General features: G+C 71.4%; 23 protein-coding genes and 1 pseudogene. 8 read left to right on the top strand and 16 right to left on the bottom strand.

Annotated features, from left to right (window positions below):
* Nucleotides 1–20: 20 nt before the first annotated feature.
* From aspT (ACFQVC_RS05715) to ACFQVC_RS05705, 3 genes are all read right to left on the bottom strand, one after another.
* A complete protein-coding gene (aspT, locus tag ACFQVC_RS05715) occupies nt 21–1,724 on the bottom strand; it encodes an aspartate-alanine antiporter (RefSeq protein ID WP_381827213.1) in 1,704 nt (567 codons plus the stop codon).
* A 27-nt stretch (nt 1,725–1,751) separates the two neighbouring features.
* The gene (aspT, locus tag ACFQVC_RS05710; RefSeq protein ID WP_381827211.1) at nt 1,752–3,434 is read right to left on the bottom strand and encodes an aspartate-alanine antiporter; all 1,683 of its coding nucleotides are present in this window, start codon (nt 3,432–3,434) and stop codon (nt 1,752–1,754) included.
* A 73-nt stretch (nt 3,435–3,507) separates the two neighbouring features.
* Complete coding sequence (locus ACFQVC_RS05705; RefSeq protein WP_381827209.1) at nt 3,508–4,494, bottom strand: tellurite resistance/C4-dicarboxylate transporter family protein; 987 nt, start codon at nt 4,492–4,494, stop codon at nt 3,508–3,510.
* Nucleotides 4,495–4,629: 135 nt separating this feature from the next.
* Here ACFQVC_RS05705 and ACFQVC_RS05700 point away from each other — a divergent pair, with 135 nt between their 5' ends.
* Both ACFQVC_RS05700 and ACFQVC_RS05695 read left to right on the top strand, forming a co-directional pair.
* Entirely contained in the window at nt 4,630–5,787 is a 1,158-nt protein-coding gene (locus ACFQVC_RS05700; protein ID WP_381827207.1) for a PLP-dependent cysteine synthase family protein, read from the top strand.
* Between the two features lie 97 nt (nt 5,788–5,884).
* Complete coding sequence (locus ACFQVC_RS05695; protein WP_381828230.1) at nt 5,885–6,820, top strand: bile acid:sodium symporter; 936 nt, start codon at nt 5,885–5,887, stop codon at nt 6,818–6,820.
* A 25-nt stretch (nt 6,821–6,845) separates the two neighbouring features.
* Here the strand turns inward: ACFQVC_RS05695 and ACFQVC_RS05690 are convergent, their stop codons facing one another.
* From ACFQVC_RS05690 to ACFQVC_RS05680, 3 genes are read right to left on the bottom strand one after another with little or no spacing between them, the layout of a single operon-like run.
* The gene (locus ACFQVC_RS05690; protein WP_381827205.1) at nt 6,846–7,466 is read right to left on the bottom strand and encodes a GNAT family N-acetyltransferase; all 621 of its coding nucleotides are present in this window, start codon (nt 7,464–7,466) and stop codon (nt 6,846–6,848) included.
* The gene (locus ACFQVC_RS05685) at nt 7,463–8,050 is read right to left on the bottom strand and encodes a TetR/AcrR family transcriptional regulator (RefSeq protein WP_381827203.1); all 588 of its coding nucleotides are present in this window, start codon (nt 8,048–8,050) and stop codon (nt 7,463–7,465) included. Before ACFQVC_RS05685 ends, ACFQVC_RS05690 begins: the two co-directional genes overlap by 4 nt.
* A 40-nt stretch (nt 8,051–8,090) precedes the next feature.
* Nucleotides 8,091–8,687, bottom strand: a complete 597-nt coding sequence (locus ACFQVC_RS05680; protein WP_381827201.1) for a GNAT family N-acetyltransferase — start codon at nt 8,685–8,687, stop codon at nt 8,091–8,093.
* A gap of 274 nt (nt 8,688–8,961) precedes the next feature.
* Here ACFQVC_RS05680 and ACFQVC_RS05675 point away from each other — a divergent pair, with 274 nt between their 5' ends.
* From ACFQVC_RS05675 to ACFQVC_RS05665, 3 genes are all read left to right on the top strand, one after another.
* The gene (locus tag ACFQVC_RS05675) at nt 8,962–9,954 is read left to right on the top strand and encodes an NlpC/P60 family protein (RefSeq protein WP_381827200.1); all 993 of its coding nucleotides are present in this window, start codon (nt 8,962–8,964) and stop codon (nt 9,952–9,954) included.
* A gap of 99 nt (nt 9,955–10,053) precedes the next feature.
* A complete protein-coding gene (locus ACFQVC_RS05670; protein ID WP_381827198.1) occupies nt 10,054–10,929 on the top strand; it encodes a helix-turn-helix domain-containing protein in 876 nt (291 codons plus the stop codon).
* The gene (locus ACFQVC_RS05665; RefSeq protein WP_381827196.1) at nt 10,926–11,381 is read left to right on the top strand and encodes an NlpC/P60 family protein; all 456 of its coding nucleotides are present in this window, start codon (nt 10,926–10,928) and stop codon (nt 11,379–11,381) included. Before ACFQVC_RS05670 ends, ACFQVC_RS05665 begins: the two co-directional genes overlap by 4 nt.
* Nucleotides 11,382–11,541: 160 nt before the next feature.
* Here ACFQVC_RS05665 and ACFQVC_RS05660 read toward each other — a convergent pair whose 3' ends face one another.
* Nucleotides 11,542–13,452 (bottom strand): potassium channel family protein, encoded by a 1,911-nt coding sequence (locus ACFQVC_RS05660; protein ID WP_381828228.1) that lies wholly within the window; start codon nt 13,450–13,452, stop codon nt 11,542–11,544.
* 238 nt (nt 13,453–13,690) lie between these two features.
* On the opposite strand from ACFQVC_RS05660, the pseudogene ACFQVC_RS05655 reads away from it, so the two are divergent.
* The 3 genes and pseudogenes from ACFQVC_RS05655 to ACFQVC_RS05645 form a co-directional block, all read left to right on the top strand.
* Nucleotides 13,691–14,449 (top strand): annotated as a pseudogene (locus ACFQVC_RS05655) (glycoside hydrolase family 53 protein); the annotation flags it as partial.
* 391 nt (nt 14,450–14,840) lie between these two features.
* On the top strand, nt 14,841–15,803 hold the full coding sequence (locus ACFQVC_RS05650; RefSeq protein WP_381827194.1) for a pectate lyase family protein: 963 nt from the start codon (nt 14,841–14,843) through the stop codon (nt 15,801–15,803).
* A gap of 163 nt (nt 15,804–15,966) precedes the next feature.
* The gene (locus ACFQVC_RS05645) at nt 15,967–18,051 is read left to right on the top strand and encodes a pectinesterase family protein (RefSeq protein WP_381827192.1); all 2,085 of its coding nucleotides are present in this window, start codon (nt 15,967–15,969) and stop codon (nt 18,049–18,051) included.
* A gap of 431 nt (nt 18,052–18,482) precedes the next feature.
* Here the strand turns inward: ACFQVC_RS05645 and ACFQVC_RS05640 are convergent, their stop codons facing one another.
* The 9 genes from ACFQVC_RS05640 to ACFQVC_RS05600 form a co-directional block, all read right to left on the bottom strand.
* Nucleotides 18,483–18,800: a transcriptional regulator gene (locus ACFQVC_RS05640; protein ID WP_381827190.1), complete on the bottom strand. Its 318-nt coding sequence runs from the start codon at nt 18,798–18,800 to the stop codon at nt 18,483–18,485.
* Complete coding sequence (locus ACFQVC_RS05635; protein ID WP_381827188.1) at nt 18,797–19,300, bottom strand: hypothetical protein; 504 nt, start codon at nt 19,298–19,300, stop codon at nt 18,797–18,799. The genes ACFQVC_RS05640 and ACFQVC_RS05635 overlap by 4 nt, the downstream gene beginning before the upstream one ends.
* Before the next feature lie 65 nt (nt 19,301–19,365).
* Entirely contained in the window at nt 19,366–19,605 is a 240-nt protein-coding gene (locus ACFQVC_RS05630; protein WP_381827186.1) for an acyl-CoA carboxylase subunit epsilon, read from the bottom strand.
* A 38-nt stretch (nt 19,606–19,643) separates the two neighbouring features.
* Entirely contained in the window at nt 19,644–21,245 is a 1,602-nt protein-coding gene (locus tag ACFQVC_RS05625) for an acyl-CoA carboxylase subunit beta (protein ID WP_381827185.1), read from the bottom strand.
* Between the two features lie 4 nt (nt 21,246–21,249).
* Nucleotides 21,250–22,086 carry a 4'-phosphopantetheinyl transferase family protein gene (locus tag ACFQVC_RS05620; RefSeq protein ID WP_381827183.1) on the bottom strand — a complete coding sequence of 279 codons (837 nt, stop codon included), beginning with the start codon at nt 22,084–22,086 and terminating at the stop codon, nt 21,250–21,252.
* Between the two features lie 7 nt (nt 22,087–22,093).
* On the bottom strand, nt 22,094–23,389 hold the full coding sequence (locus ACFQVC_RS05615; protein ID WP_381828225.1) for an MFS transporter: 1,296 nt from the start codon (nt 23,387–23,389) through the stop codon (nt 22,094–22,096).
* Between the two features lie 53 nt (nt 23,390–23,442).
* Entirely contained in the window at nt 23,443–24,435 is a 993-nt protein-coding gene (locus ACFQVC_RS05610) for an alpha/beta hydrolase (RefSeq protein WP_381827181.1), read from the bottom strand.
* A 59-nt stretch (nt 24,436–24,494) separates the two neighbouring features.
* The gene (locus ACFQVC_RS05605) at nt 24,495–24,968 is read right to left on the bottom strand and encodes a nuclear transport factor 2 family protein (RefSeq protein WP_381827179.1); all 474 of its coding nucleotides are present in this window, start codon (nt 24,966–24,968) and stop codon (nt 24,495–24,497) included.
* Nucleotides 24,969–25,144: 176 nt separating this feature from the next.
* Complete coding sequence (locus ACFQVC_RS05600; protein ID WP_381828223.1) at nt 25,145–26,644, bottom strand: MFS transporter; 1,500 nt, start codon at nt 26,642–26,644, stop codon at nt 25,145–25,147.
* Between the last annotated feature and the right edge of the window lie 74 nt (nt 26,645–26,718).

The following is a 26,718-nucleotide window of genomic DNA, read 5'->3' as shown; positions in this document are numbered from 1 at the left end:
TCCGGGTGCTCGGGAGGGGCTCAGTGGTGGAGGAGGACGATGACGGCGCCCCAGATGGTCAGGAGCACGTTCGAGATCGCGTACGGGATGGTGTAACCCAGGGTGGGGATCTGGGACTTGGACGATTCGTTGATGGCGCCGATGGCGGCGGTCGTCGTCTGGCCCCCGGCCAGGATGCCCATCAGGATCGGGAAGCGGATCTTCTGGATGTGGTGGCCGACGAGGAAGCCGACGATCAGCGGCAGGACCGTGGCGACGGCACCCCAGATCAGCAGCCCCCAGCCGGCCTGCTTGAGGCCGTCCACGAACGACGGGCCCGCGTTCAGGCCGACCACCGCGACGAACAGACACAGACCGAGCGTGTCCATGATCCACTGCGCGCCGGGCGGAACGTTGCCGTACGTCGGGTACTTGCCGCGGATATAGCCGAAGACGAGGCCCATGATGAGCGCGCCGCCCGAGGTGGACAGGGAGATCGGCACGCCGCCCGCGGTGAGCGCGGGGATGCCGATGCAGCCGCCGAGGAAGATACCGAGGCCGACCCAGACCATGTCGGTCGCGAAGGAGGTCGGCACGGGCTTTCCGAGGGCCTGGGCGGCCGGGTCGACCAGACGCCTCGGGCCGGACAGGATCACGGTGTCACCGCGCTCCACCTGGGTGCTGAGGCGGTAGGGGAACTGGGCTCCGGCGCGGTACAGCTTGTCGACGTACACGCCGACCATGAAGGGCTCACGCCGCAAGTCGCCGATGGACTTGCCCAGTTGCTCCTTGTCGGCGACCACGACGTGCATCGTCTCGGTCTGGTAGCCGAGAAGTTCCACGTCGTCGGCCTCCGCGCCGATGTGGGTCCGCGCGTCGTAGTCGACCAGGTCGTGCCGGAGCGCGCTGACCGCGACCACGTCGCCCTCGGCCAGGGCGGTCTCCTGTGCGTGGTCGAGGATCTGCCCGTCGCGGCGCACCCGGGTGATGTAGATACGGCGGCCGAGTTCGCGCTGCTGGTTCTCGAAGTCCTCGATGGTGCGGCCCACCAGGTCGGGCCGCTGCACCGTGAAGGCCCGCAGGACCGCCTCGTAGTAGCCCTCGTTCAGGTCGGGGTTGTCGCCGGGCGCGTCCAGCTCTTTGGCGAGGCGGGCGGATTCGGCGGCCAGGTCCTTGCGGTAGAGCCTGGGCAGGACGGCCGACAGGAGCAGGGCGCACAGGATGGTGCCCAGCGGGTAGCACACCGCGTAGCCGACGGCGACGAGGTTGGACTGGTCCTTGATCTGCGCGCTGGACAGGCCGGGCAGATTGGCGATGGCGTCGCCCGCGGTTCCGATCACGGCCGACTGGGTGAGCGCCCCGCCGAGCAGTCCGGCGCTGAGGCCGGGCCCGTAGCCGAGCATCGCCGCGAAGCCCCAGCACACGAGGAGACCCGTGACCGCCACGATGACGGCGTTGAGTACCTGCGGCAGCCCGTCTTTCTTCAGGCCGCGGAAGAACTGCGGGCCGACCTTGTAGCCGAGGGCGAACAGGAACATGGTGAAGAACAGGTTCTTCACGGTGCCGTCGATCTCCACCTTCAGCTGCGAACCGAGGAGCAGCCCCACGATCAGACAGCCGGTGACGGCGCCCAGGGCGATGGCCTTCCAGCGGATCTTGCCGACCAGGAAGCCGAGCGCCACGGTGATGAAGACCAGCAGTTCGGGGTGCGGCGTGAAGATGTTCCGGTTGAGGAAGTCGTACACCGGCGTGCGCCTCTCTGTGGGGGGAAGTCAGGCGCCGAGCACCCCGACGAGAATGGGCCCGGTCAGGGGCAGCAGGAAGTTCGAGAGCGCATACGTGATCGTGTAGCCGAGCATCGGCACCGAGCTCTGCGCGACCTGCGTGATGGAGGTGATCGCGGGCGTGGAGCACTGCTGTCCGGCGATGGCTCCGACCAGGAGCGGTTTCTCGATCTTCAGCAGTTTGCGGCCGACGATCAGTGAGATGGTCGCGGGTACGAGCACCATCACGATCCCGGCGAACGGCAGCAGCACGCCGTACTCCTTGAGCATCGGCCCGGCCTGCGGCCCCGCCGCCAGACCGGTGCAGGCGATGAACACCGCGAGCCCCAAGTCCTTGATGGTGGAGGCCGCTTGCGGCGGGAACGCGCCGAAGGTCTGCCGCTGTGAGCGGAACCAGCCGAAGAGCAGTCCGGAGACCAGACAGCCGCCGCCGGTGCCCAGGGAGAGCGGAACGTCACCGGCGCGCACCACGACCTGCCCGAGCAGGGAACCGGCGACGATGCCGAGGCCCAGGTAGATGTAGTCGGTGGTGTTGTTCTTGACCACGGCGCCGAGCTTGGCGACGAGCTTGTCGAGGCCGGAGCGGGCACCGACGAGGGTGAGCACGTCGCCGCGGTGCACCACGGTCTCGGAGGCGGCCGGCAGCCGCTGGTCAGTGCTGCGCAGCACTTCGGTGACGTAGACGCCCGATGCCCCGAACTCGGGGTGGTCCTGCTGCAGTTGGGCGATGGTCTTGCCTTCGGTGGCGCGTTCGGTGACGGCGACCTGGCGGGTGGCGAGCGGGGTGTCCACACCGGGGATGCCGGGGGTCTCGGGGCCGATGACCCGTCCGGCGCCGATGACATGGGCCCGCTGTCCGACCACGAGGACCAGGTCGGACAGGGTGAGGCGGAGTCCGGCCTGGGGCGTGAGGAGCTTGCTGCCGCGCTTGACGGCCTCGAAGGTGACCTCGCCGTCGAGTTCGGCCTCGACTTCCGCGACGCTGCGGCCGTCGGCGGTGGTGACGAGATAGGTGCGGCCCACCAGGGCGGGCAGCGCCTCACGCTCGTCGGCCTCGATGGAGGAACCGCTCGCGCCGCGCATCTTCTCCCACAGCTGCCGGGAGGCGTCGGCGAGGTTGATCCGCATCAGCATCGGCATGATCTGGCTGGTGTAGATCACGATGGTGACGAGGCCGAAGAGATAGCAGACGGTGTACGCGGTGGCCACGTGCCCCTGGTACTGGGTGATCTGCTCCTGCGTCAGGTCTCCGAGCTTGGCGATGGACTCGGTGGCGGTACCGACGACCGCGGACTCGGTGGCCGCGCCCGCGAGGATGCCGGACGCGGTGCCGACGTCCAGGTCGAAGGCCTTGGCGAGGCCGAAGGCGATCCCGAGGACGCAGACCAGCTCGATCAGGCAGAGCGCGAAGAAGCGCAGGCTCTTGCGGTTGAGGTTGGCGAAGAACTGCGGCCCCGCCATATAGCCCAGGGAGAAGATGAACAGGGCGAAGAAGACGGTCTTCACGTCGTCGTTGACGGAGACGTGCTGGGTGCCGATGAGGAGCGCCACGATCAGCGTGCCGCAGATGCCGCCCAGGGTGATGGGGCCGACGCGGAGCTTGCCGAGGAGATAGCCGCCCGCGAGGCAGAGGAAGACGGCCAGCTCGGGGTGGTCACGCAGTACGCCCATGCCGACCTCTCACCAGGACATCCCCAACGGATACACAGGACATAAAGGGCAAACTAACAGCGTGATCGTCGGGTCACACTCCGGGAGCGGTCCCTCGTCCGCGCACGGAGCCGAGGAGCCCGGCGCACGTCAGCAGCCAGGCGGCGACGGCGACCCACAGCAGTACCTGGCCCGGCCCCCTGAGCCAGGAGAGCTGCGCGGCCGTCGAGGTCGTCAGGGTCGCCACCGCCGTCATCCCCATCGGGAAGACCGTGGCCCAGCGGCGTACGTCGTAGCGCGGCCGGGGATGGCGCACCTCGGACACCAGCAGGACGGCGTACCAGAGCGCCACGAGCGCGAGCAGCACGAGCGTCGCGATCCGCAGCACCTGGTGCGGGCCGCCGTGCCACTGCGGTGCGGCGACCAGCTTGGCCCCGGCGAGCGCCGAGATGGCGAGCGCGCCGCCCGCGACCCACTGGTCACCGGCGCCGGCACGGACATGGCCCAGGTCGAAGTGCGGCAGGCACGCGGCGTACAGCACCAGGCCCAGACAGAAGAAGACGAGGGCGGCGTACGCGAGCCAGGCCGCGGGCAGGGCCGGGGCCAGGGTGGCGGCGAGGACCGCGATGCCCTGGGTCGCCACACAGGACAGGAACACCGCGCCCGGCATATGGCGGCCCCAGTGGCGTACCACCGACACCATCAGGGCGGGCCACAGCACGACGGCGAGCACGAGCAGCACCACCGCCACCGGCTGCGGGCCGAGCAGCGAGAGCCGGGTGCCGATGACCGTCGTGGCGGCCACAGCGGTGAGCGCGGCCGGGGTGTCCGCGTCCCGAGCCCAGCGCGAGCGGTCCCGCAGCAGCCGGCGCGCGAAGAGCGCGGCGAGCGCGGCCCAGGCGAGGACCGCCAGGGCTAGGGCCATCCGGGAGAGCGTCTCGTGGCCCGCCAGATGCAGACCGACCGAGACGATGCCGGTCGCCATGACCGCGGAGCCCGAAGCGGGCGTCAGGCCCTGCCACCAGCCGAGTACGCCGCGCCGCGCCGCGTCCAGGGCCGTCCGTCCGCCGCCCTCGCTCATGCCGTCGGCTCGCCGTCGCTCATACCGCAAGCCTGGGCACCGGCGCCGGCCCGCGCAGCCCGGGAAGGTCCGGACGGTGCCCGTGACGGGGGCCTCCCGATGGCAGCACGGCGCCGGTGTCCCGATCATGGCCGTATGAACCATGCAGCGGGCCAAACCCCGCAGGGCACACCGCGCGGCGTCGACTGCAGCGGGATCGCCCTGGAGGAGGACATCAACCGCTACGACCCCGAGTACCGCGCCTGGCTGCGCGAGGCGGTGCGCCAGGTGCAGGCCGACGGCAACCGCTCGGCGGACACCCATCTGCTGCCGGTGCCGCTGCCCGAGGCGTGGGGCATCGACCTCTACCTCAAGGACGAGTCGACCCATCCCACCGGCAGCCTCAAGCACCGCCTGGCGCGCTCCCTGTTCCTGCACGCGCTGTGCAACGGCTGGATCCGTCCCGGGCGGCCGGTCATCGAGGCGTCCAGCGGTTCCACGGCCGTCTCGGAGGCGTACTTCGCGCATCTGATCGGTGTGCCGTTCGTCGCGGTCATGGCGCGCACGACGGCACGCGCCAAGATCGAGCTCATTGAATTCCGGGGCGGCACCTGCCACTTGGTGGACGACCCCGGCTCGGTGTACGCGGTGGCCGCGGAGCTGGCCGAGCAGACCGGCGGGCACTACATGGACCAGTTCACCAACGCCGAGCGCGCCACCGACTGGCGCGGCAACAACAACATCGCCGACTCCGTCTTCTCGCAGCTGGCCCAGGAGCGCTATCCGGAACCCGCCTGGATCGTGGCCACGGCGGGCACCGGCGGCACGTCGGCCACCCTCGCCCGCTATCTGCACTACACCCGGCGCGCGACCGGCATCTGTGTCGCCGACCCGGAGAACTCGGCGTTCATGCGCGGCTGGCGCGACCAGGACCACGCGGTGACCACCACGATCGGCTCGCGGATCGAGGGCATCGGGCGCGAACGCGTGGAACCCAGCTTCGTGATGGAGGCCGTGGACCGCATGATGCGCGTCCCGGACGCGGCGAGCGTCGCCACGATCCGTGTCCTGGAACGGCTCCTTGACCGTAAGTGCGGGGCCTCCACCGGCACCGGCGTCTGGGCCGCCTTCAAAATCATCTCCGAGCTGCGCGCCACCGGCACCCGCGGCAGCGTCGTCACGCTGCTCTGCGATCCGGGCGAGCGCTACCTCGACAAGTACTACTCGGACGCCTGGCTGGCCGGGCAGGGCCTCGACATCGGGCCGTACGAAAAGCGCGTCGAGGACTTCCTGACCACCGGCGAACTGGCCTGACCGCCTACCCTGACCAGGTACGACAGCGCGCCCCTGCCGGTTGGGGCAGGGGTCAGGAGCAGCAGTGCCGAAGCGGTCACCGGGCCTCGTCGCGGCCATGGAACGCCATCAAGTCGCCGTCTATCTGGCCGCGTTGGCGCTCGGCGCGGCCCTCGGACTCGCCGCGCCCGGTGCCGGGCCCGGCCTGGAGCGGGCCATCAACCCGGTGCTCGGCGCTCTCCTCTACGTGACGTTCCTGCAGGTCCCCGCGGCCGATCTGGTGCGCTCGGTGCGGGCGGGGCGGTTCCTGGCGGCGGTCCTGGTGGTCAACTTCGTGGTGGTTCCCCTGGTGGTCGCCGCGATGTTCGTGTTCCTGCCTGCCGAGCAGGCCGTACGCCTGGGTGTGCTGCTCGTGCTGCTCTGCCCGTGCGTGGACTACGTCATCGTCTTCAGCGGCCTGGCCGGCGGCAGCAGCCGGCGGCTGCTCGCGGCGACTCCGCTGCTGCTGCTCGCGCAGATGGTGCTGCTGCCCGGGTTCCTGTTGCTGTTCCTGGGCCCCGGGCTCGGCGACGTGGTCGAGGCAGGACCCTTCGTCGAGGCCTTCCTCGGTCTGATCGTCGTGCCGCTGGCCCTTGCCTGGCTCACCCAGGCCTGGGCGGCGCGGCACCGCTCCGGCGTGCGCCTGAGCGACGCGGCGGGTACGACGATGGTGCCGCTGATGGCCGCGGTCCTCGTCACGGTGGCCGCCTCGCAGCTGCCCGAGCTCGGCGGCGCGCTCACCGACGTGGCCCAAGTCGTCCCGTTCTACGTCCTGTTCCTCGCCGTCATGGCCGCGGCGGGACGGGCCGTGGCCCGGCTCTTCCGGCTCGGCGCGGCGGACGGGCGCGCGCTCGTCTTCAGCGGTGCGACCCGAAACTCCCTCGTGGTGCTGCCTCTTGCCCTCGCGCTGCCCGACGCGCTGGCCGTCGCCGCGGTGGTGGTGGTGACGCAGACCCTCGTCGAGGTTGTGGGCATGGTGGTCTACGTACGGGTGGTGCCCCGGCTGCTGCCCTGACCCGGCCGTGGACCGGCGACGGGCGTCAGGCGCCCCCGCCCGTGACGTCCGTGGCGCCCCTGACATCCCCGACGTCCCTGACGTCCCTGACGTCCTGGACATCCTTGACGTACCGGTGCGCGGAGACGTTGATCGGCCCGGTCGCGCTGGGAGCGCGGTGCTCGAACGGGCCCTCGTCCAGCCAGCCCTGGCGGTCGTAGAACCTGCGGGCCCTGCCGTTTCCCGCGACCACGGCGAGCCAGGCACGGCGGTGCCCGGCCGCCCTGACGAGGCGTTCGGCCTCGGTGAGCAGGGCGGCGGCCGCGTTGGTGCCGCGGTGCCGGGCGTCCACGTAGAGCTGCTCGACCTCGTCGCCGACGACCATGGTGAAACCGGCCACTGCGCCGTCGACGACCGCTACCACCGTGTCTCCGACGCCCTGCGCTGCGCGCGTGGTGAAGGACTCTTCGGTCCTGGCCTCGGTGAGGACGTCCGGCACGTGCCCCAGGTGGCCGTCCTGCCAGCCCGCGTACCAGATCCGCGCGATGTCACCCACGTCGGCCGGGCGGGCGGGGCGCAGGGTGAGGCTGGAGCCATCGCCGGCACCAACACCAGGGCCTGTGCCTGTTCCGGAGCCGGGGGCGCCGCCCGGGTGGCCGCCGCTCACGCGACCGCCTCGTCGAGCAGGGGCCCCAGTTCCTTCGCCACGGTCGTCAGGGCGCGCGCGTCCCGTTCCGCGCGAGCGATGAGCAGGGCGCCCTCCAGCGCGCTGACCATGAGAGTGGCGAGGGCCTTGGACCGCCTCGCCGGTACGCCGAGCCCGGTGAGCGCCGCGGCCAGCGGACCCGTCCAGTGGGCGAACGCGGCCGCCGCCGCGGCCTGGTGGGAGTCGGTGCCCGCCGAGCAGTCGACCGCCGCTGCGGCCACCGGACAGCCGCTGGTGAAGCCGTCGCGCTCGCAGTCGTCGGCCCACCGGCGCACCATCGCGGTGAACAGCGCACTGGGCGAGGGCTCGTCGAGCTCCGCGAGATGGCGCTCGACCCGCCGGGCGGCATGTCCGCCCGCCCACTCCAAGGCCTCGTTGACGAGCTGTTCCTTGCCGCCGGGGAAGTAGTGCTGCAGCGAGCCGCGCGGCGCCTCCGCGTGCACCGCTACGTCACGCATCCCGGTCGCGGTGACCCCGTCGCGCCGGATGAGCTGCGCCGCACTGATCACCATCCGCTCGCGCGGGCCCCGTTCGGGAGCAGCCATCGCGGACCTCCACCTCCTGGCTTGCGTACGGGCGCCGGTCTCATCGCCCTCCGAGCGGCCCCAGCCTATAGACGCCGGTCAGGCCGTCCTGGTCGCGGGAGGCGGACTCCGTCTCCAGGCGCCTGGCCAGCGCCGCCAACAGCCGTGCCCTGCCCGGGAGTACGGAAGCCGTCACCCGTCGCACACCCCGCTGCCGCGCCCGGTCGAGGAGCACGTCGAGCATCGCACCACCCAAGCCCTGCCGTTGCCAGGCGTCGGCGACGAGGACGCCGAGCACAGCCGGTCCGTCCGGGCCGTGCGGCCCGCGCGTGCCGTTCGGCCCGTCCTGTTCCGCGGCCAGGCTTGCGAGGCCCGCGAGGTGGCCGCGGTCGCCGTGGCGGACCACGACGGCGTCGTGGACCTCGGGTCTGCACGCCAGGACGGCAGCCGCGTAGTCGGCGGGCAGCTCGTGCAGTGGCGCGAAGAAGCGGCGCCACACCGTGTCCGTGGAGCAGCTCTCGAAGAGTGCGGTCAGGGCGGGGCCGTCCGTGGGCCGGATCGTGTCGATGCACCAGGGGCTCCACCGGGTACCGGGCGGGCCGCCGACGGCCGGTGTGGGCGCGGCTGTTGTGCCGTACTGCTCTATGACCATTGTCATAGCGACCAGTATTATGACCGGCGTCATAGGCGGCAAGAGGGCGGCGCGAACGTCTCGTCATGTCTCACGGCGCCTCGTCCCATGTCCCGCATCTGCCCGTCGTCGAGCACGTCCCCGCAGGTCACCGCCGTCCGGCGGGATGAGACGTCCCACGGCACAGGGCAGCGCCCGAATCCCCCTCGTCACGGGCCAACCATGGTTCCCGTAACCGAGAGCCGTCCGGCACCGACCGCCGGACGGCCGGCCAGCCGAAAGACCAACTGGGGGACGTCACATGACGAACAGCTCGCACAGCGAATACAGCGAATACAGCGAATACAGCAGCAGGAGCGCGCGCCGCACCGTTCTCCGCCGCGTTCTGCCCGCCGTCGCCGCGGCCGGTATCGGAATCGCCGGCGTCACCGGATGCTCGGGCGGCGCGGCGGCCGCCGACGCCAAGGCGGATACGGAGGCGGCCGCGAAGGCGACCGTGAAGACCCGGGACACCAAGGCCGACACGAAGTCCGGCGTCAAGTCAGCGGCGGCCGCCGACGCCATCAGGACGACCGCGGCCGGCGCCCAGTTCCCGACCTGGGGCACCCGCTGGGTCGTGCACGCCACCCCCGACGTCAACTCGCCCTCCGTCGGGATGATCAACAAGAACGCGGCGGGCGCGGACCGTATCACCGCCGACTTCCAGGTCAACACCGGCAAGAAGGTCTGCGAGGGCAGCGCCTGCTCGACGTACATGGCACATATCACCGGGCCCGTCACCGGCTACCTCAGCGTGATCGCCGTCGACATCCCGCAGGACAAGCTGCCCGGCGTGCCCGAGCAGGGCGGGCAGAACCCGCCGCCGGCCCCGGGCGGCACCCGCGGCGAAGCGCTCAAGCGGGCGGCGACCTGGCTGACCGCGAACGGCGGCGGGCCCGTGCCGTACAGCCAGAGCTCCAACTGGAAGGACGGCTACCGGCAGGACTGCTCGGGCTATGTCTCCATGGCGCTCGGCCTCGGCGCACCCGGCACCAACACCGTCGGGCTCACCAGCTCCAGGATCACCCGGCCGATCGCGGTGAACGACCTGAAGCCCGGTGATCTGCTCATCGACGCCGACGGCAACAGCAACACCCGGCACGTGGTGATGTTCGAGCGCTGGGACGACGCCGCGCACACGTCGTACACCGCCTACGACCAGAACGGCGACCACGGCACCGAACACCGCTCGCGCACCTACGGCCTGACGAGCAGTCAGTACAAGCCGTACCGGCCGGTGAAGTTCACGGACTGATCCGGGTCCCATCCGGATTCTGTCACCAGTGGTCCTTCCGCCGCAGGGGAGCGGAAGGACCACTGGTTCTGTGGGCCGGGCCTGTGCTGCAATCGGCCTGTGCACGGGAACACGAACCCTTCCGACTCCTCCGGCGCCCGTGATCCTGCGGGCGCCAACCGACGCAAGCCGCTCGCGCCGCTGCCGCCGGATCTCGCCGGCCCGGTGCGTGACTTCGTGACGGGGCTCCGGCACATGCACGGCGAACTGGGGCTCAGCCTCAAGGAGTTGGAGGAGCGGCTGCCCGCGAGCAGATCGTCGCTCTCGCGCTATCTCAACGGCCGCAGCCTGCCCGACGAGCGGCTGCTCGTGCAGTGGTGCAAGCTCTCCTTCACCGGCGAGGACCGGCTGCCACGGCTCGTAGGGCTGCTGCACGCGGCCAACGAGGCTGCGGCGGCAGGCGAGTTGGACGACACCACCGAGGCCACCGAGGAGCCCGCGGTGACGGCGGCGGCTCCTGCCCGCCACACCCCCGCTCCCCGCCTGAAGTTCGCCCTGGCCGCCGCGGGCACGGTCGCCGCCATCGCCACGGCGGCGGTCCTCACCCTGCTCCTGACCGACTCCGGCGGCGGCGATCCCGGCGCCTCGGGCACACCGGCCGCGGACGAGCCCGCGCCGAGCGGCGAGGTGCAGAACATCACCGTGCACAACGTCGAGAAGAACTGCCGTGACAACCGGCGCCGGGAGTGCGCCCTCGGCATGGCCCTGGACCCTTACGTCCCCTACCGCCCGTCCAACATCGGCGGGCGCGCGTGGCACGGCGACATCCTCAAGGCCGACTGCCGGATCGCCAACGGGGTCACGGTCACCGACGAGTCCGGTGGGCACAGCAGCATCTGGTACCGGGTCGAGCAGAAGGGCAAACGCCTGTGGATGCCCGGCATCCGTATCTCGCCGGGCCAGCTGCAGTACTCCGACCTGAGGAACTGCCCTTGACCCGCTTGACCGGAACGCCCGATGAGGCTTTCACCGCCCGGCTGCCCGCCGCGTTCTGGACGGTGCCCTACGACGGCTCGCGCCATCCGGGCTCGGCGGCCACGCGCGCACGGCCCGGACTCGCGGCGGGCGCCAACTGCCAGCTGTTCGCCTACGAGGTGCTCCGGCAGTTCGGCCTGACCGTGCCGCCCCTGCGTTCCAGCGACTTGTGGGCCGACACGGCGGCGACAAGCCGGGTGCCGGTACCGCGCCCCCTCGACCTGCTCCTCTTCAACCGCACCGACGATCCCTACGGCGCGCACGTCGGCGTCTGGGCGGGCGACGACGCGATCCTGCACCTGTGCGCGGAAGCCGGCCGCCCCGCCGTCTGGCACCCCGCGGACTTCGGCGCCCGTGAGCGCTACGGAGTCCTGCTCGGTATCAAACGGGTTCGGCACCGTCAGGGCGCCTAGCGCTCCGCGCGAAGTGCGGTATGACACCTGCGGGTACGTCGTGGCTTGTCGCTCCCCCAGCTACCGCCGGGGGTACCCCCAGCGCGGCGGAGCCGCATATCGACACAGCCCCGCGCCCCTTTGGGGCAGGGCGAACCGCACCGGACTTCCTCCAAGCCGCTCACGCCGCCGACGTGTCCGCGGCCGCCCGACGGCCGAGGAGTTCCGCGAGTCCGCGGCGGGTGGCCGCGACGACCACGCGGTCCTGGGGGCTGAGCACATAGCCGGGGTGCAGCTGCCACACCAGGCCCGGCGGGCGCTGCTCGGCGTCCTCCTGGGGGGCCGCCAGGTCCGGGGTCCGTTCGGCGGGATCGGCGGCGTCGAGGGCGATGACCCGCCAGCGGCCCGGCTGGAACGCCTGGGCGACCGTGCGGCCCGCGAGCGCCGGGTGGGCGGCGACGTCCACGGCGGCGAACAGCAGCACCTTGCGCTCCACCGGCATGGCGCCCAGAATCTGACGGCCCATCATGGCGCAGGCGAAGGCGGGCGCCGCGAGATGCGTGACGCTGCGGCTGCGGGTACGGGCGTGGGGGTGGGCGGCGCGCAGGGTGCGGTAGACGGCGGTGGCGAACTCGTCGTCGTACAGGCGCAGGGCGACGCGCAGATCGGCCTTGATGGAGCGTGCGTACAGGGCCGCCTCGAGGTTGGTGGTGTCGGCGCTGGTGAGGGCGAGCAGCGAGTGGGCGCGATGGATCTTCGCGGCTTCCAGGACGCCTTCCTGGGTGACGTCACCGAGGACGACGGGCACGCGCAGGCGCCGGGCGAGCGCGATACCGCGGGCCTCGGGGTCCTCCTCCACGCACACCACCGGGACGTCGAGCTCCCGCAGCCGCGCCAGGACACGGGTGCCGATCTTGCCGAGGCCGAGCAGCACGACATGCCCGGACAGACCGCGCGGCGGGCGGCGCAGCGCGGAGGCGGTACGGAAGGTGCCGAGGGCTTCGAGCCCGGCGGCGAGGAGCACCGGCATCAGGAGCAACCCCGCGAAGCCGGACAGGAGTTGGAGCACCTGACGGACCGGTGACTCGCCGGTCGCCGGGTCCCCGATCGCGAACAGGTCGAGCAGGGTGAGATACGTGGCGTGCAGCGGGTGGTCTCCCGTGGTGACCCAGCTGACGACGGCGAGGGCGAGCACACAGCCCACGAGCCCGGCGCTCGACCAGCGAAGCCTGCGCGAGAACAGCTGGCGCAGCGGGATACGGGCGGCGAGGCGGCTGGGGACGGGCGCGGGCGGGGCGGTTCCCTCCGCGTTGTAGGAGACGGCCTCCAGGAACAGGGCGCCGCGGTCGTGGGCGGCGGCCACCGTCGCGTCGTCGGGCAGCAGTTGGGGCCCGTCGTCACCGGTGTCCGGGCCGTCCGTACCCACCGTGTCGTTGTTCGTGGGCGAGAGCAGCGCCAGGGCGCACAGGCCGCCGCCCGCGCCGCCGTGGTGCGGCGGCGTGCGCTCGGCGGCGCGCAGCAGCAGCCCGTCGGCCTGGACGACCCGACTGGAGGCGGCGATCGCGGTGGCCGCGAGCGCGGGGGCCGCGGTGTCGGCGTCGGACAGGACCGAGGTGGAGATATCGGCCCGGCCGGTCCCGTGAGCGGTCAGGTGGGATGCCTGGTCGAGGAGTTCCTCCAGGTGCTGGCCCAGCTTGCGGTTGTAGAGCCGGATCACCAGGCGCAGCCGGGGGTTGAGGCGCCGGGCGGTCAGGGCGGCGCGGATGTTCGTCTCGTCGTCGTCATGGACGAGGGCGAGCGCCGCGGCCTGTTCCACGCCCGCCTCGATCAGCACCTCGTCGGTCAGCTCGGCCGCCTCGATCAGCCGCTCGGAGCCGGGTTCGTCGGACGCGTCGTCCGCGCCGTTGCCCGAGGCACGGCTCATGGCGGCGGTCATCCGGCCGAGCAGTGTGGCGGCGCGGGAGAGCCCGGACAACGGCATGGACCGGCGCCGTCCCGCGGGCGGTACGACGAGCGTCACGCGTTCGCCGTACAGCTCGCGCAGTTCGGTGGCCAGGCGCTGGGCGAGGGCGTCGTCGCCCACCACGACCATGCGGGTGGCGGCGGCGTTCTGCTGGGGCTGCTGCTGCGGTACGGAGGGCACGCAACGGAAGAGTGCCGCAGGCACGGGTGCGGTTCCAGCTTCTGTGGATCAACAGCCCGACGGGAACAGCACCTTCACCCGGGCGGCACACGCCTCGCACGAGGTCACGGTGCGCGCCTCGCACGAGGTCACCGTGCGCGCCTCGTACGCGGTCACCGTGCGCGCCTCTCACGCGGCCACCGTGCGCGGCGCCCAGAGGAAACCGGCCGCCCGGGCGTCGCACTCCTACAGCCGGCTGAAGACCGATGTGTACGACCACACGTACGACGTCCTGAACGCCCTCAAGGCGCAGGGCACCACCGCGGACACGGTGCAGATCGGCAATGAGATCAACACCGGGCTGCTGTGGCCCGAGGGGTCCACGGACAACTGGACCCAGCTCGCGGGCCTGCTCAAGTCCGGTTTCTCCGCGGCCAAGGCGGTCTCCTCCTCCACCCGCATCGCGCTGCACCTGGCTGATGGCGGCGACAACTCCCTCTACCGCTGGTGGTTCGACAACGCCACGGCGCAGGGCGTCCCGTACGACGTCATCGCCCTGTCGTTCTACGGGTACTGGCACGGGGACCTGTCCGATCTGCAGGCCAACATGGATGACATCGCGGCCCGTTACGGCAAGCAGGTCCTGGTCGCCGAGACCGCCCATCCGTTCCGTCTGGACAGCGAGGACGGCCACGAGAACAGCATCGACAAGGCCGACGAGCTGTCGGCCGGCTATCCGGCCACGGCGGCCGGGCAGGCGGCCTGGCTGCGCGACATCATGAACGTCGTCGAGGCCGTGCCCGGCGGCCGCGGCCTGGGCGTCGTCTACTGGGAGCCCACCTGGACCGCGGTCACCGGCAACGGCTGGGACCCGGCCGACCCGTCCTCGGGCAATGCCTGGGAGAACCAGGCCCTGTTCGGCTACGACAGCAGACTGCTCCCGGCGGCCGACTGGTTCAGGCGCCGCTGCGGCGTACGGCACTACGGCACCACGACGCCTGGGTGTCCGGGTCCCCCGGCAGTTGGCCGGATGCGATCCGTCCGAAGCGTTGACGCGCAAGCGCTTCGACTCTACGTTCCGTTCAGAAACATGACCCGTATACGGGATCTCATATATGAGGCGGGTGGCCACGACTCCCCTGTGACCAGGGGCAGTCGACCTCCCCGGCCGCCCGCCTTCCCGTATCGGGCCGCACTGCGCACGTCATGCGAAACGCCATCTCAGACGCCATCTCGAATGCAGTTCACGGACATGAAACGGGCCTCATGAAGCGCGGCCCATGAAGCGCGAGCCAGGAAGCGCTCGCCTCATGAAAGGTGCCTCATGTCCGAGGACAGCGCGAAGGGACTACACCCGCATGCGTACTCGCTCCCGCAGACTCACCCTCACGGCGGCCGCCGTCGCGGCCGCCGCCACCGCCGCCCTGATCCTGCCGCAGTCCGCCGGCGCCGCCGAGACCTCACCGGTCGGCTTCGGCTCGGGCACCACCGGCGGCGGCAGCGCCTCCCCCGTCACCGTCAGCAGCCTCTCCGCCTTCAAGACCGCCGTCACCGGCAACAGCGCCAAGGTCGTCCGCGTCAACGGTCTGCTCTCCCTGTCGGGGCAGGTCGACATAGGCTCCAACACCACGGTCCTGGGGGTGGGTTCGGGCTCCGGATTCACCGGCGGCGGCCTTCGCATCAAGGAGGCCAGCAATGTCATCGTCCGCAATCTGAACATCAGCAAGCCGGTCGCCCCCGCCGACGGCATCACCGTGCAGAAGTCCACCAAGGTGTGGATCGACCACAACTCGTTCTCCGCGGACCGTACGCACGACAAGGACTACTACGACGGCCTGCTCGACATCACCCACGCGTCGAACAACGTCACGGTCTCCTGGAACACCTTCAAGGACCACTTCAAGGGCTCACTCGTCGGCCACAGCGACAACAACGCCAGTGAGGACACCGGGTACTTGAAGGTGACGTACCACCACAACCACTTCAGCAACGTCTACTCACGCATCCCCAGCCTACGCTTCGGCACCGGGCACTTCTACGACAACTACGTCCAGGGCGCGGACACGGCCGTGCACTCCCGCATGGGCGCCCAGATGCTGGTGGAGAACAACGTCTTCCGCAGTACGAAGATCGCCGTCACCACCAGCCGCAGCAGCGACGTGGACGGCTACGCCAACCTGCGCGGCAACGACCTCGGCGGAGCCGCCACCGAGATCTCGCGCACAGGCTCCTTCACCACCCCGCCCTACAGCTACACCGCCGAACCCGCCTCCTCTGTCGTCTCCTCGGTGACCGCGGGCGCGGGCGCCGGAAAGCTCTGAGCCTCGGCCTCCGAGCTCACACAGACAGCTGATCCCCGGCTGATCCCCGGCTGATCAGCAGCTGCCGCTCTCTCGCGAACGCCCCACCATGCACGGCAACCTCACGCGCCCCGGCGGCAACCGCCGTATGTCATCCACCTCCCCCCATGGAACGGAACACGGCATGACCGCAGAGCGCAGCAGAGATCGGCAGGCACGGTACGGGGCGCACCGCAGGCGCAGGGCAGGTGCCCTCGCCATGGTCCCGGTCGCGGCTCTCGTCGCGGCCGGGGCCACCTACGGCGGCGGCTTCGGCCTGTTCGGCGAGGACGCGGGGGACCGGGCCGCGGCAGCACCCGCGCCCGCGCCCGCGGCGACCGCGGAGTCGGCCGACGGCTTCGCCTCCGTCAACGCCCGCGGCCAGAACGGCACTTACGGCGGCCGCGACGGCAAGACCGTCACGGTCAGCACCCTCGCGGACCTGGAGAAGTACGCGACGGCCGCCGAGCCGTATGTCATCGTGGTCGACCGCGCGATCACCATGGACCCCAAGGGCAAGGAGATCAAGGTCGCGTCGGACAAGACGATCGTGGGTGCCGGCACCTCCGGCGAGATCGTCGGCGGCGGCTTCTTCCTCGGCCAGGGCGTGCACAACGTCATCATCCGCAACCTGACCATCCGCGACTCCTACGCGGGTACCTGGAACGACAAGGAACACGACTGGGACGCCATCCAGATGGACGGCGCGCATCACGTCTGGATCGACCACAACGACCTGCGGCACATGGCCGACGGCCTGATCGACAGCCGCAAGGACACGACGTACGTGACGGTGTCCTGGAACAAGCTGAGCGACAACAACAAGACCTTCGGCATCGGCTGGACCGAGAACGCCACGGCGGATCTCACGGTGCACCACAACCGGTTCCGCGAGACCGAGCAGCGCAACCCCTCGACGGACAACGCCGCCCACGCCCACCTCTACAACAACTACCTGCAGGACGAGCCGGGCACCGACATCACCACGTCCTACGGCAACTACGCGCGCGGCCGCACCGCGATGGTCCTGGAGAACAGTTACTTCGAGGGCCTGGCGAACCCGGTCACGAAGGACGCCACCGCCGCGCTCGTGCAGCGCGGCAACGTCTTCAAGAACACCTCGGGGCGCAACGAGAGCGGCGGCAGCGCCTTCGACCCGAAGAAGTTCTACGACTACTCCCTCGACCCGGCCGCCGAGGTCCCCGCCCTCGTCAAGTCCGGTGCGGGCCCGCGCAGTTCTGACGGCACCGGCACCGGCACCAAGGCACAGGCGGCCACCACCCTGACCGTCGCCAAGGACGGCAACGGCCAGTTCCGTACCGTGCAGGCCGCCGTCGACGCGATCCCCGCGGGCAACACCGAGCGCGTCGTCGTCGCCGTCGCACCCGGCACCTACCGGGAGGCGGTGAAGATCCCGGCTGACAAGCCGCACGTCACCCTGCAGGGCACCGGCGGCCAGGCCAAGGACGCGGTGATCGTCGAGGGCCGCTCGGCCGGCACCGCCAAGCCGGGCGGCGGCAGCTACGGCACGTCGGGCAGCGCTACCGTCGCCGTGGAGGCCGATGACTTCCAGGCCCGCAATCTGACCTTCACCAACGACTTCGACGAGGCCGCGCACCAGGGCCAGGAGGGCCACCAGGCGGTCGCTCTGCGCACCGCCGCCGACAAGGTGTTCCTCGACCACGTCGTCGTGAACGGCGACCAGGACACCCTGCTCCTCGACAGTGCCGCCAAGGACAAGCGGGGCCGCGTGTATGTGCGCGACTCGTTCGTCGTCGGCAACACCGACTTCGTCTTCGGCCGCGCCACCGCCGCCTTCGACCGCTCGGTGCTCACCCTCAAGAAGCGCTGGGACGGCAGCTCGCAGGGCTATGTGACGGCGCCCTCGACCGCGGCCGGACAGAAGGGCTTCCTGATCGCCAACTCCACGGTCAACGGCGAGGTGTCCACGCGCAGCTTCCACCTGGGCCGGCCCTGGCACGCGGGCGGTGACGCGTCGCTCGACCCGCAGACGGTCGTACGCAACACCGTGCTGCCCGCCGCGATCAAGACCGCGCCGTGGACGGACATGGGCGGCTTCTCCTGGAAGGACGACCGTTTCGCGGAGTACGCCAACACCGGCCCCGGCGCGGGCCCCGCGAGCGAGGACCGCCCCCACCTGACGGCCCAGCAGGCCGCGGACCACGAGGTCGCCGACTGGCTGGGCGACTGGACCCCGACGGCGTCCTGAGGCCGGGGGCCGGACGGTTCGGGGGCCTGGTGGCCCGGGTGGCCCGACGGCCGAGTGGCCCGGGGCCGGGCGGCTCGGCGGCCCGGGAACCCCGGCGGCCGAGGACCGAGGACCGGGCGGCTACGACCGTCTGGCCCGCGGCCGGGTGGCCCGGGGACCTGGAGCCCCGGGGACCCGGGCGGCTGCGGCCATCCGGCCGGGGACCCGGCGGTCCGGCGGTCCGGCGGTTCGGGCGGAAGTCCGGGGACCCGGAGGTCCAGAGGGCCGGGGACCGGGCGGCTGCGGCCGGGTGGCCCGGGGACCCGGCGGTCCGGCGGTTCGGGCGGCAGTCCGGGGACCCGGCGGCCGGGGGGGGCCGGGGACCGGGCAGCTGCGGCCATCCGGCCTGGGACCCGGAGGTCCGGGGGTCGGGCGGTCGTGGGGGTCGGGGGCTACTCGGTTCCGGATTCGCCGACGATCGCGCGCAGGGCCACGAGGTGGCCGTTGTAGGCCTTGCGGCCCCGGGGGGTCAGGCTCAGCCAGACTCGCTGGCGGGTGTCGCGTACGGCCTTGCGCTGGGTGGCGTACCCGGCGTCCGTGAGTGCCGCCACCTGCTTGCTCAACGCGGAGGCGGAGAGGCCGAGTTGATCCTGCAGGGCCCCGAACTCGGCCTCGCCCGCGGTGTCGAGCAGGGCGCAGATGCGCAGCCGGTGCGGTGCGTGGATCAGGGTGTCGAAGCCGTCCATGGGGTCGCCGTGCCGGGCGGTCACGAGGCCTTCCGGTGCAGTCGTACGAAGGCGAGGTGGAAGCCGACGGAGATGAGGGCCCCCAGCACCGAACCGGCCAGGAGCCAGCCCACGTGCCCACTGGCGCGGAAGGCCGCCACCGAGCCGACCAGGACCACCGGAAGTCCGGCCATCAGCGGCAGCGTGGCCTTCTTGGGCAGGACGTCGAAGCGGAGCGCCACGCCGGTGCGCCGCCGCCAGGAGCGGGCGGCCACCGCGAACAACACCAGGTACGCCCCGCTCACGACAAGGAGCAGCAGGCCCCGGACAGGCTCGTCGAACGGCCAGTCCTCCCCCGCCGAGACGCCGCCGAACAGGAAGGGCAGCGCGGCCAGATACCCGGTGAGGACCGCCGCGAACCACGTCGGCCACGGGGTGGCCGACAGCGCCGCCGTGGAGGCCTGGACACGGTCCGCCTCGGCCAGCGCGGCGCGCGCCTCTTCGGGGCTCGGCGGGTGGTGGGCGAAGTGCGTGTCTGTTGCCATGACGGAAACAGTAGCCTTGAGTTTCCATCATGGCAACAGTCAACTTTCCGGTTCGGAAAGCGTCCTCACATGCCGGTACGCCAGGTCCGCGGGCCCTGGAAGCCCTGGGCGCGTTCCGGGCGGCGCCAGGGGGCCACCGCTCGTGCGCGGCGTGTGGTGTCATCCGCGGGACCGGATCCGGTCCCGGTCCCGGTCCCGGTTCCGGCCCCGGCGGCCCTGCGGGCCATGAGTACGGCCGTGATCGCGGCCAGTTCCTCCGGGCTCGGGCTGCCCTTCACGACGCGCAGCAGGGATGCGTCCGGCATGATCTGTCCTCCTGTCACTGGGGCTGTTACTGGTGCTGTCACTGGGGCGGGTTTCCGTGCTTGCGGCGCGGCAGGTCGCAGTCCTTGGCGATCAGCATGGACAGCGAACGGATCAGCACCGCGCGGGTCTCACGGGGGTCGATGACGTCGTCGACGAGGCCGCGTTCGGCCGCGTAATAGGGGTGCACCAGCTCGGTCTTGTACTCCTCGATCTTCTGGGCGCGCATCGCCTCGGGGTCCTCGGCGGCCGCTATCTCCCGGCGGAAGACCACATTGGCGGCGCCTTCCGCGCCCATGACGGCGATCTCGTTGCTCGGCCAGGCCAGGGCGATGTCGGCGCCGATGGAGCGGGAGTCCATGACGATGTACGCGCCGCCGTAGGCCTTGCGCAGGACGACCGAGATCCGCGGCACGGTGGCGTTGCAGTAGGCGTAGAGCAGCTTCGCGCCGCGGCGGATGATGCCGTCGTGCTCCTGGTCGACACCCGGCAGGAAGCCCGGCACGTCGACCAGGGTGACCAGGGGGATGTTGAAGGAGTCGCAGAACTGCACGAACCGCGCGCCCTTCTCACTGGCCTTGATGTCCAGGACCCCCGCCATCGCGGACGGTTGATTGGCCACGACCCCCACGGTGTGCCCGTCGAGCCGCGCCAGGGTGCACACCAGGTTGGGCGCCCAGGTGGCGTGCACCTCCATGTGCTCCCCGTCGTCGACGAACTCCTCGATCACCGAGCGGATGTCGTAGGAGCGGTTGGCGTCGTCCGGCACCAGGTCGAGCAGGGCCTCGCCGGAGCGGTCGGCCGGGTCCTGGTTCGGTACGGCGGGCGGCAGTTCACGGTTGTTGGACGGCAGCATCGACAGCAGATACCGCACCTCTGCGATGCAGGTCTCCTCGTCGTCGTACGCGAAGTGCGCCACGCCGCTGGTCTGCGCGTGCGCATCGGCGCCGCCCAGACCGTTCTGTGAGATCTCCTCGCCGGTCACGGCCTTCACGACATCCGGGCCTGTGATGAACATCTGCGAGATGTCGCGGACCATGAACACGAAGTCCGTGAGCGCGGGACTGTAGGCCGCGCCGCCCGCGCACGGGCCGAGCATCACGCTGATCTGCGGGATCACGCCGGATGCCTTGGTGTTGCGCTGGAAGATCCCGCCGTAACCGGCCAGGGCGCTGACACCCTCCTGGATCCGCGCTCCCGCACCGTCGTTGAGCGACACCAGCGGAGCACCCGCCGCGATCGCCATGTCCATCACCTTGTGGATCTTCATGGCGTGCGCCTCGCCGAGCGCGCCGCCGAAGATCCGGAAGTCATGCGCGTAGACGAAGACCGTGCGGCCCTCGACCGTCCCCCAGCCCGTGACGACACCGTCGGAGTACGGCTTCCTGTGCTCCAGGCCGAACCCGGTCGCCCGGTGCCTGCGCAGCGGCTCCACCTCGGCGAAGCTGCCCTTGTCCAGGAGGAGTTCGATGCGCTCGTGGGCGGTCAGCTTTCCTTTGGCGTGCTGGCGTTCGGTGGCTTTCGGATCGGGCCCGTTGCGGGCCAGTTCCTTGAGTCCGGCCAGCTCACCGAGGCGGTCCGGGCCGGTGGTGAGGGTGGAAGGGGACGGGGTCGGGGTCGGGGAAGGGGTCGTCGTGGTCATGGGATCACCCGTTTCGTTGTGTGTCCGTGGCGTACTCCGGTGCGTACTCCGCGGCGGCCGGGGCCGGCAGGTCGGTGTGCCGGGCGGGACCGGCGCCGGTGATCAGTGCGGTCGCGTCGTCCGCGTACAGGCACCGCACGGGCAGCGTCCGTGTCGTGGCCGTGTGGCCGATGCCCGTCAGCAACGCGGCCGCGGCGACATGCGCGGGGCCGCCCGGCACATTGGCGACGGCCCACCCGGCGGGCCTGGCGTCCAGGTCGCCGCCCAGGTAGTCGGCGGTGAGTTCACGGCCGAGGCCACTGCCGAGTCCCTTGAGGTAGGCCTCCTTGCGGGTCCACAACTCGGCGAATCCACGCGGCCGTTCGGCCAGGGGCAGGGCGGCGATCTCCTTCTGCTCCCACAGATGCATGTCGGACAGGCACAGATCGGTCGAGTCGAGCGACGGCAGCCGCTGAACGTCGACGCCCACCGGTACCCCGGCGACGCCGATCAGCGCGAGGCCCTGGCTGTGCGAGAGGGAGAAGTGCAGAGGCACGGGGGCACCGAGCAGCACCGGCCTTCCGTGCGGGCCGTCACAGCACGGGCACGGGGCCCTGCCGAAGGCCACCCGGGCGGGGTCGGTCGCGAGGTAGAGGGCCAGGACACGGCGGAGCGCGAGATGCGCCGACACGTACAGCGCCCGGTCTCGCGGGCGTACGAAGGAGGCCGCCCTTTCGCGTTCGTTCGCGTCGAGTTCGCCGGTCGCCATCGGCGGCGGTTCCTCGCCCGTCCAGGGCCGGTGCAACGCCCACAGATGCAGCTCGCCGGGGCGGACGGTGAGGGCCGGAGCTTCAACTGCCATGGGACCTTCAACTGCCATGGGAACTCTGCCTCTCGTGTGGGATCGGGGGCTCGTCGCCGCGGATCGCAGGGGGTGGTTCGCCGGCCCGGCGGCCGCGCCGGGACCTCCGGGCCCCGGCCGCCACGGCCGCCGCCACGAGGGACACGGTCCCCCCGGCGTACAGGCCGGAGCGTGCGCCGAACTCCTGTGAGAGCCGGCCGATCAGCAGGGCGCCGAGCGGTGTGGAGCCCTGCAGGACCAGGGTGTAGAGGGCCATGACCCGGCCCCGATAACTCGGGTCGCTGCCCAGCTGCACGCGATGGTTCGCCGCCTGGGCGAAGTACAGGGCGGCGAAGCCCGTGAGGGCGAGCAGCAGCGCGGCGGTGAGCGGCCCGGGTGCCAGTCCGGACGCGAGGGTGAGCAGGCCGAAGGCGAACGCCGCGTTGATCACCGTACGGCTGGAGGGGCGGCCCCGGCGTGCGGTGGTCGCGAGCGCCGCGAGCAGGGAGCCCGCCGCGAACGCGGTGGTGAGGAGCCCGAAGGTGGAGGCGTCCGTGTGGAAGACGGTCTTGGCGAGAAGGGGCAGCGTCAGCTGGAAGTTGAGGCCGAACAGGCCGATCACCCCGACGAGCGCCATCGGCAGGAGCAGATCGGAGCGCCCGGTCACATGGCGCAGTCCGTCGACGATCCGGGGCCGCTCGGCCGGTCTTGCCGTCCGGTGCAGTTCGGCCGGGCGCATCCGGCGCAGGGCGAGGACCGTGGCCAGATAGCTGACGGCGTTGAGCAGCATCACGGGTCCGGTGCCTGCCGCGCTGATGAGCAGTCCCGCGAGCGCCGGGCCCACGACCCGGGCGATGTTGAAGTACGCGGCGCTCAACGCGGAGGCGTTGGGCAGCAGTTCGGGTCCGACGAGTTCGCTGACGAAGGACATCCGGGTGGGTACCTCGACGGCGTTCACCGTGCCGAGGCCGAGGGCGAACAGGTAGACGTGCCAGAGCTGCACCGCGCCGGACAGAACGAGGGCGGTCAGGAGGGCGGCGAGGGTGCCGGACACCACGTTGGCGGCCATCAGGAGGCGGCGTTTGTCGTGCCGGTCGGCGAGCCGTCCGCCATGCAGCGTGAGCAGCAGCAGCGGCGCGAACTGCAGGGCGGTGACGGCGCCGAGCGCGGTGCCGGAGTCGTCGGTGAGCGACAGGACGAGCCAGTCCTGGGCCATGACCATCATCCAGGTGCCGGCCACGGACACCACTTGTCCGGCGGCGAAAAGCCGGAAGTTGCGGACGGACAGGGAGCGGAGGGGGTGAGGGGTTCGGAGAGTTCGCAGGGCTCGGGGAGTCCGGGGAGCACGGGGGGTTCCGGTGGGGTTCTTGTCCATGGTCAGCAGGGCGCGGTGGCCGTGGGCGGCACCTGCGCCGCGAGGCGCGGGCTCGTGAGGTCCTGACACGTGCCGTGCCGGCCCGTGCCGGGCTGACCCGTGTCGTGCCGAGTCGCGACATGCCGGGTCGTGAGGCACTCCTCCAGGAAGGCGAGAGCCCGCAGGTGATAGGCGCGGGCCGCCCAGCCGAGGCTGATGTTGTGCCCGGCCCCGCGCTGCCGCTCGACGACGGCGCCATGCGATCGAGCCGCGCCGAACAGCGCACGGATCTCGGCCAGGGCCTCGTCGTCGTGCCGCCACAGCGACTCGTACTCCGAGAAGGTCAGCCGGACCGGGACCCTGATCCGGGCGGCGAGGCCGGGCAGCCGGTCCGGCCAGCCGACGAGTTCCCGCCGTTCACGGAGCGGCATCGGGGCGACCACGTCCTGGCTGCAGCGGAAGGTGCCCGGCGGGTAGAGCCGCAGCGGCCCCCAGCTGCGTCGCCGGTCCACCCGGCCGTGGGAGCCCGGGAGTTCGTCGGCGGTGACGGCGTAGCGGTGGCCGCAGCCGGACACGTCCAGGCCGGTGAACCGCTCGCCGCGGCCGTCGTCGGCGGCGGCGGTCAGGGCCAGTTTGCCGCCGTAGGAGTGGGCGAGGAGGAACAGTCCCGCGCCCGTCTCGTAGCGGTCGGTGAACGTGTCGAGCGCCGCGTGCAGGGTGTCCGACTGTTCGGCGAGCGACTGTCCTTCGGGCAGCGCCGGGGCGGAGCGCCCGTAGCCGGGGCGGTCGACGGCGAGCACCGTCAGGCCCAGGCTCGCGCCGAGGGTGAGCAGGGACAGCTGTGGTTCGGCCTGGCCGTCGAAGTAGCCGGCCGTCATGCCGCCGCCGTGCAGGGCGACCACCACGGCACGGGGCGCACCGCCCGCGGGTTCGGCGAGCAGGCCCGACAGGGTCAGGCCCGCGGCGTCCAGGGTGATCCGGCGGACACGGGAAGAGTGCGGTGCGGTGCGGGACATGGCTCTCCAGCTCTCCTGGCTCTTCTGGCTCTCCTGGTGGGAATCGGCGCCGCCGGTGGTCACGCGCTCCGCGCGGGAGGCTCTCCGCTGGACCACACAAGGCCGAAGGAGAGCCGCCGCAACCGCCATCCGGCGGCTACGAGCCGGGCCTCGCCCCGGGCGAAGGTGCCCGTGGTGAACAGCGCCCCGGACGGCAGCACCTGAGTGGAGATCAGATTGGCCCGTACGGTGGCGTGCTCCCCCTCGATGTCCACGACCGCACCGGAGTTCAGATGCTGGGTGCGCGCGAACTTCGCGAGAGCCGTGTGGTGGAAGGCCACCAGGCCGTCGATCCCGTCGTGCCGGCCCACGGGGAACTCCACCCGGGCGTCGGCGGTGAAGAGCGACTCGGCCCAGCTCTCGTCGAGCTCCCGCTCGTGGTGTTCGTCGAGGCCGATGAGATAGCGGTCGAGCAGGGCACCGACCTGGGTGCGATGGACGAGCTCTTCGACGGCTCCGGTCGCGGCGCGCAGCTCCGGCATGGACAAGGACATGGGGTATCTCCAACTGCCGTACAGGGCACGGCGCTTGAAAAGGTCAGGGTGGGGTGCGCACTACACGTGCGTGCTACGCGCGCGTCGTACTCGTACGTGCTACGCGCGCGTCGTACTCGTACGTGCTACGCGTGGGTGCTAGGCGTGCCTACCGCAGGTACAGAGCCGGGCGGCTCTCAGGAGCCGGCCGCGCCCGCCGCGCTCCGTTCCTCGGGGACGGCGTCCGTGCGTACCCGGCGCAGTGTGGCCGCCGCCACCGCCGCACCGGCCACGAGGGCCACCGCACCCACCGCCGCCGCCACCCGCAGACCGTCCGTGAACGCCTGTCCGGCCGCGGTCAGGATCTCGTCGGACAGTTCACCGGCCGCGCCCCGGGCGCCGCCGAGGGTGGACCTGGCGGCCTCCGCCGCCTCCGACTGCCCCGCCTCGTACGGGAGTACGGCGTCCATGCCGCGCCGGTAGACGAAGCTCGCGCTGCTGCCCAGCAGGGCGATACCGAGGGCGATACCGAGTTCCTGTGTGGTCTCGGTGATCGCGGACGCCGCGCCGGTGCGGGCGGGCGGTGCGGCCTCCACCACGAGGTCGACGCCGAGCGCGAGCACGGGCATCAGACCGCCGAAGAGACAGACCAGGGCACAGATCACCAGGGCGAGTTCACCGCCGCTGCCGCCGAGCAGCGCCAGTACGGTGAGGCCGACCGCGGCCACCGTCATTCCGCCCGCGATCAGCGGTGCCTGGCCGAGCCGCTTCGCGAGGTTCGGCACGAGCACGGTGGTGACGGCCCCGGCGACGAACGGAGGCAGCGTCCACACTCCGGCCTCGAACGGCGTGAGCCCGACGACGAGTTGCAGATGCTGCAGGGTCAGATAGCCGATGCCGCCGATCGCGACCGCGCCGACGGTCAGCGCGAGCAGCGAGACCCGGACCGTGCGGCGGTGGAACAGGGCGGGGTCGATCAGCGGGTTCGTGACGGTGCGCTGGCGGCGCACGAAGAGCAGACAGCCGAGCACACCGGCGGCCATGGCGGCGACCGGCACGGGACCGAGTCCGCTTTCCGCTGCCTTCTTGAGGCCGTACATCCCGCACAGCACCGCCACGAGCGCGACCAGGGCGCTCGTCAGGTCGAGCCGGCCCGGCGCCGGGTCGCGGTGTTCCGGCAGCACCGCGGGGCCCGCGACGAGCAGGAGCAGCATCACCGGCACACCGATCAGGAACGCCGCGCCCCACCAGAAGAACTCGAGAAGTGCGCCGCCGATGAGCGGTCCGATGGCCGAGCCCGCCATGAAGCTCATGAACCACAGGGAGATGGCCCGGGTGCGCTGCTGCGGGTCGTGGAACATATGGCGGATGAGGGCGACCGTCGACGGGGCGAGCGTGGCGCCGGAGACGCCGAGCAGGGCACGGGCGGCGATGAGCAGCTCCGCGCTGGTGGCGAACGCGGCGAGCACCGAGGCCACTCCGAATCCGGCGGCTCCGATGAAGAGCAGCCTGCGGCGGCCGATACGGTCGCCGAGTGTGCCCATCACGACCAGAAAGCCCGCGATCATGAAGCCGTAGACATCGACGATCCACAGCAGCTGGGAGCTGGTCGGTCCCAGCTCCGCGCTGACCGCGGGCACCGCCAGGTGCAGGACCGTGAGGTCCATCGACACGAGCATCGCGGGCAGGGTGAGCATCGCGAGGCCGAGCCACTCCCGCCTGCCGGCGCGGGACTTGGGTGCTGGTGCGGGTGTGGGCGTGGACACGTGAT

The sequence above is a fragment of the Streptomyces monticola genome, assembly GCF_042665355.1.
In the GTDB taxonomy this organism is placed as follows: domain Bacteria; phylum Actinomycetota; class Actinomycetes; order Streptomycetales; family Streptomycetaceae; genus Streptomyces; species Streptomyces monticola.
Note: the sequence above shows the minus strand (reverse complement) of the source record. Positions and strands in the feature narration are given on the sequence as shown.

Excerpts from the sequence above, each read along its gene's own strand:
- ACFQVC_RS05680 (WP_381827201.1), bottom strand. The coding sequence starts at position 8,687 with ATGACAATGGTCATAGAGCAGTACGGCACAACAGCCGCGCCCACACCG.
- ACFQVC_RS05620 (WP_381827183.1), bottom strand. The coding sequence starts at position 22,086 with ATGGCAGTTGAAGCTCCGGCCCTCACCGTCCGCCCCGGCGAGCTGCAT.
- ACFQVC_RS05685 (WP_381827203.1), bottom strand. The coding sequence starts at position 8,050 with ATGGCTGCTCCCGAACGGGGCCCGCGCGAGCGGATGGTGATCAGTGCG.
- ACFQVC_RS05605 (WP_381827179.1), bottom strand. The coding sequence starts at position 24,968 with ATGTCCTTGTCCATGCCGGAGCTGCGCGCCGCGACCGGAGCCGTCGAA.
- ACFQVC_RS05630 (WP_381827186.1), bottom strand. The coding sequence starts at position 19,605 with ATGCCGGACGCATCCCTGCTGCGCGTCGTGAAGGGCAGCCCGAGCCCG.
- ACFQVC_RS05695 (WP_381828230.1), top strand. The coding sequence starts at position 5,885 with ATGGAACGCCATCAAGTCGCCGTCTATCTGGCCGCGTTGGCGCTCGGC.
- ACFQVC_RS05675 (WP_381827200.1), top strand. The coding sequence starts at position 8,962 with ATGACGAACAGCTCGCACAGCGAATACAGCGAATACAGCGAATACAGC.
- ACFQVC_RS05625 (WP_381827185.1), bottom strand. The coding sequence starts at position 21,245 with ATGACCACGACGACCCCTTCCCCGACCCCGACCCCGTCCCCTTCCACC.
- ACFQVC_RS05610 (WP_381827181.1), bottom strand. The coding sequence starts at position 24,435 with ATGTCCCGCACCGCACCGCACTCTTCCCGTGTCCGCCGGATCACCCTG.
- ACFQVC_RS05700 (WP_381827207.1), top strand. The coding sequence starts at position 4,630 with ATGAACCATGCAGCGGGCCAAACCCCGCAGGGCACACCGCGCGGCGTC.
- ACFQVC_RS05660 (WP_381828228.1), bottom strand. The coding sequence starts at position 13,452 with ATGGTCGTGGTGGGCGACGACGCCCTCGCCCAGCGCCTGGCCACCGAA.
- ACFQVC_RS05635 (WP_381827188.1), bottom strand. The coding sequence starts at position 19,300 with ATGGCAACAGACACGCACTTCGCCCACCACCCGCCGAGCCCCGAAGAG.
- ACFQVC_RS05705 (WP_381827209.1), bottom strand. The coding sequence starts at position 4,494 with ATGAGCGAGGGCGGCGGACGGACGGCCCTGGACGCGGCGCGGCGCGGC.
- ACFQVC_RS05650 (WP_381827194.1), top strand. The coding sequence starts at position 14,841 with ATGCGTACTCGCTCCCGCAGACTCACCCTCACGGCGGCCGCCGTCGCG.
- ACFQVC_RS05645 (WP_381827192.1), top strand. The coding sequence starts at position 15,967 with ATGACCGCAGAGCGCAGCAGAGATCGGCAGGCACGGTACGGGGCGCAC.
- ACFQVC_RS05600 (WP_381828223.1), bottom strand. The coding sequence starts at position 26,644 with ATGCTCACCCTGCCCGCGATGCTCGTGTCGATGGACCTCACGGTCCTG.
- aspT (WP_381827211.1), bottom strand. The coding sequence starts at position 3,434 with ATGGGCGTACTGCGTGACCACCCCGAGCTGGCCGTCTTCCTCTGCCTC.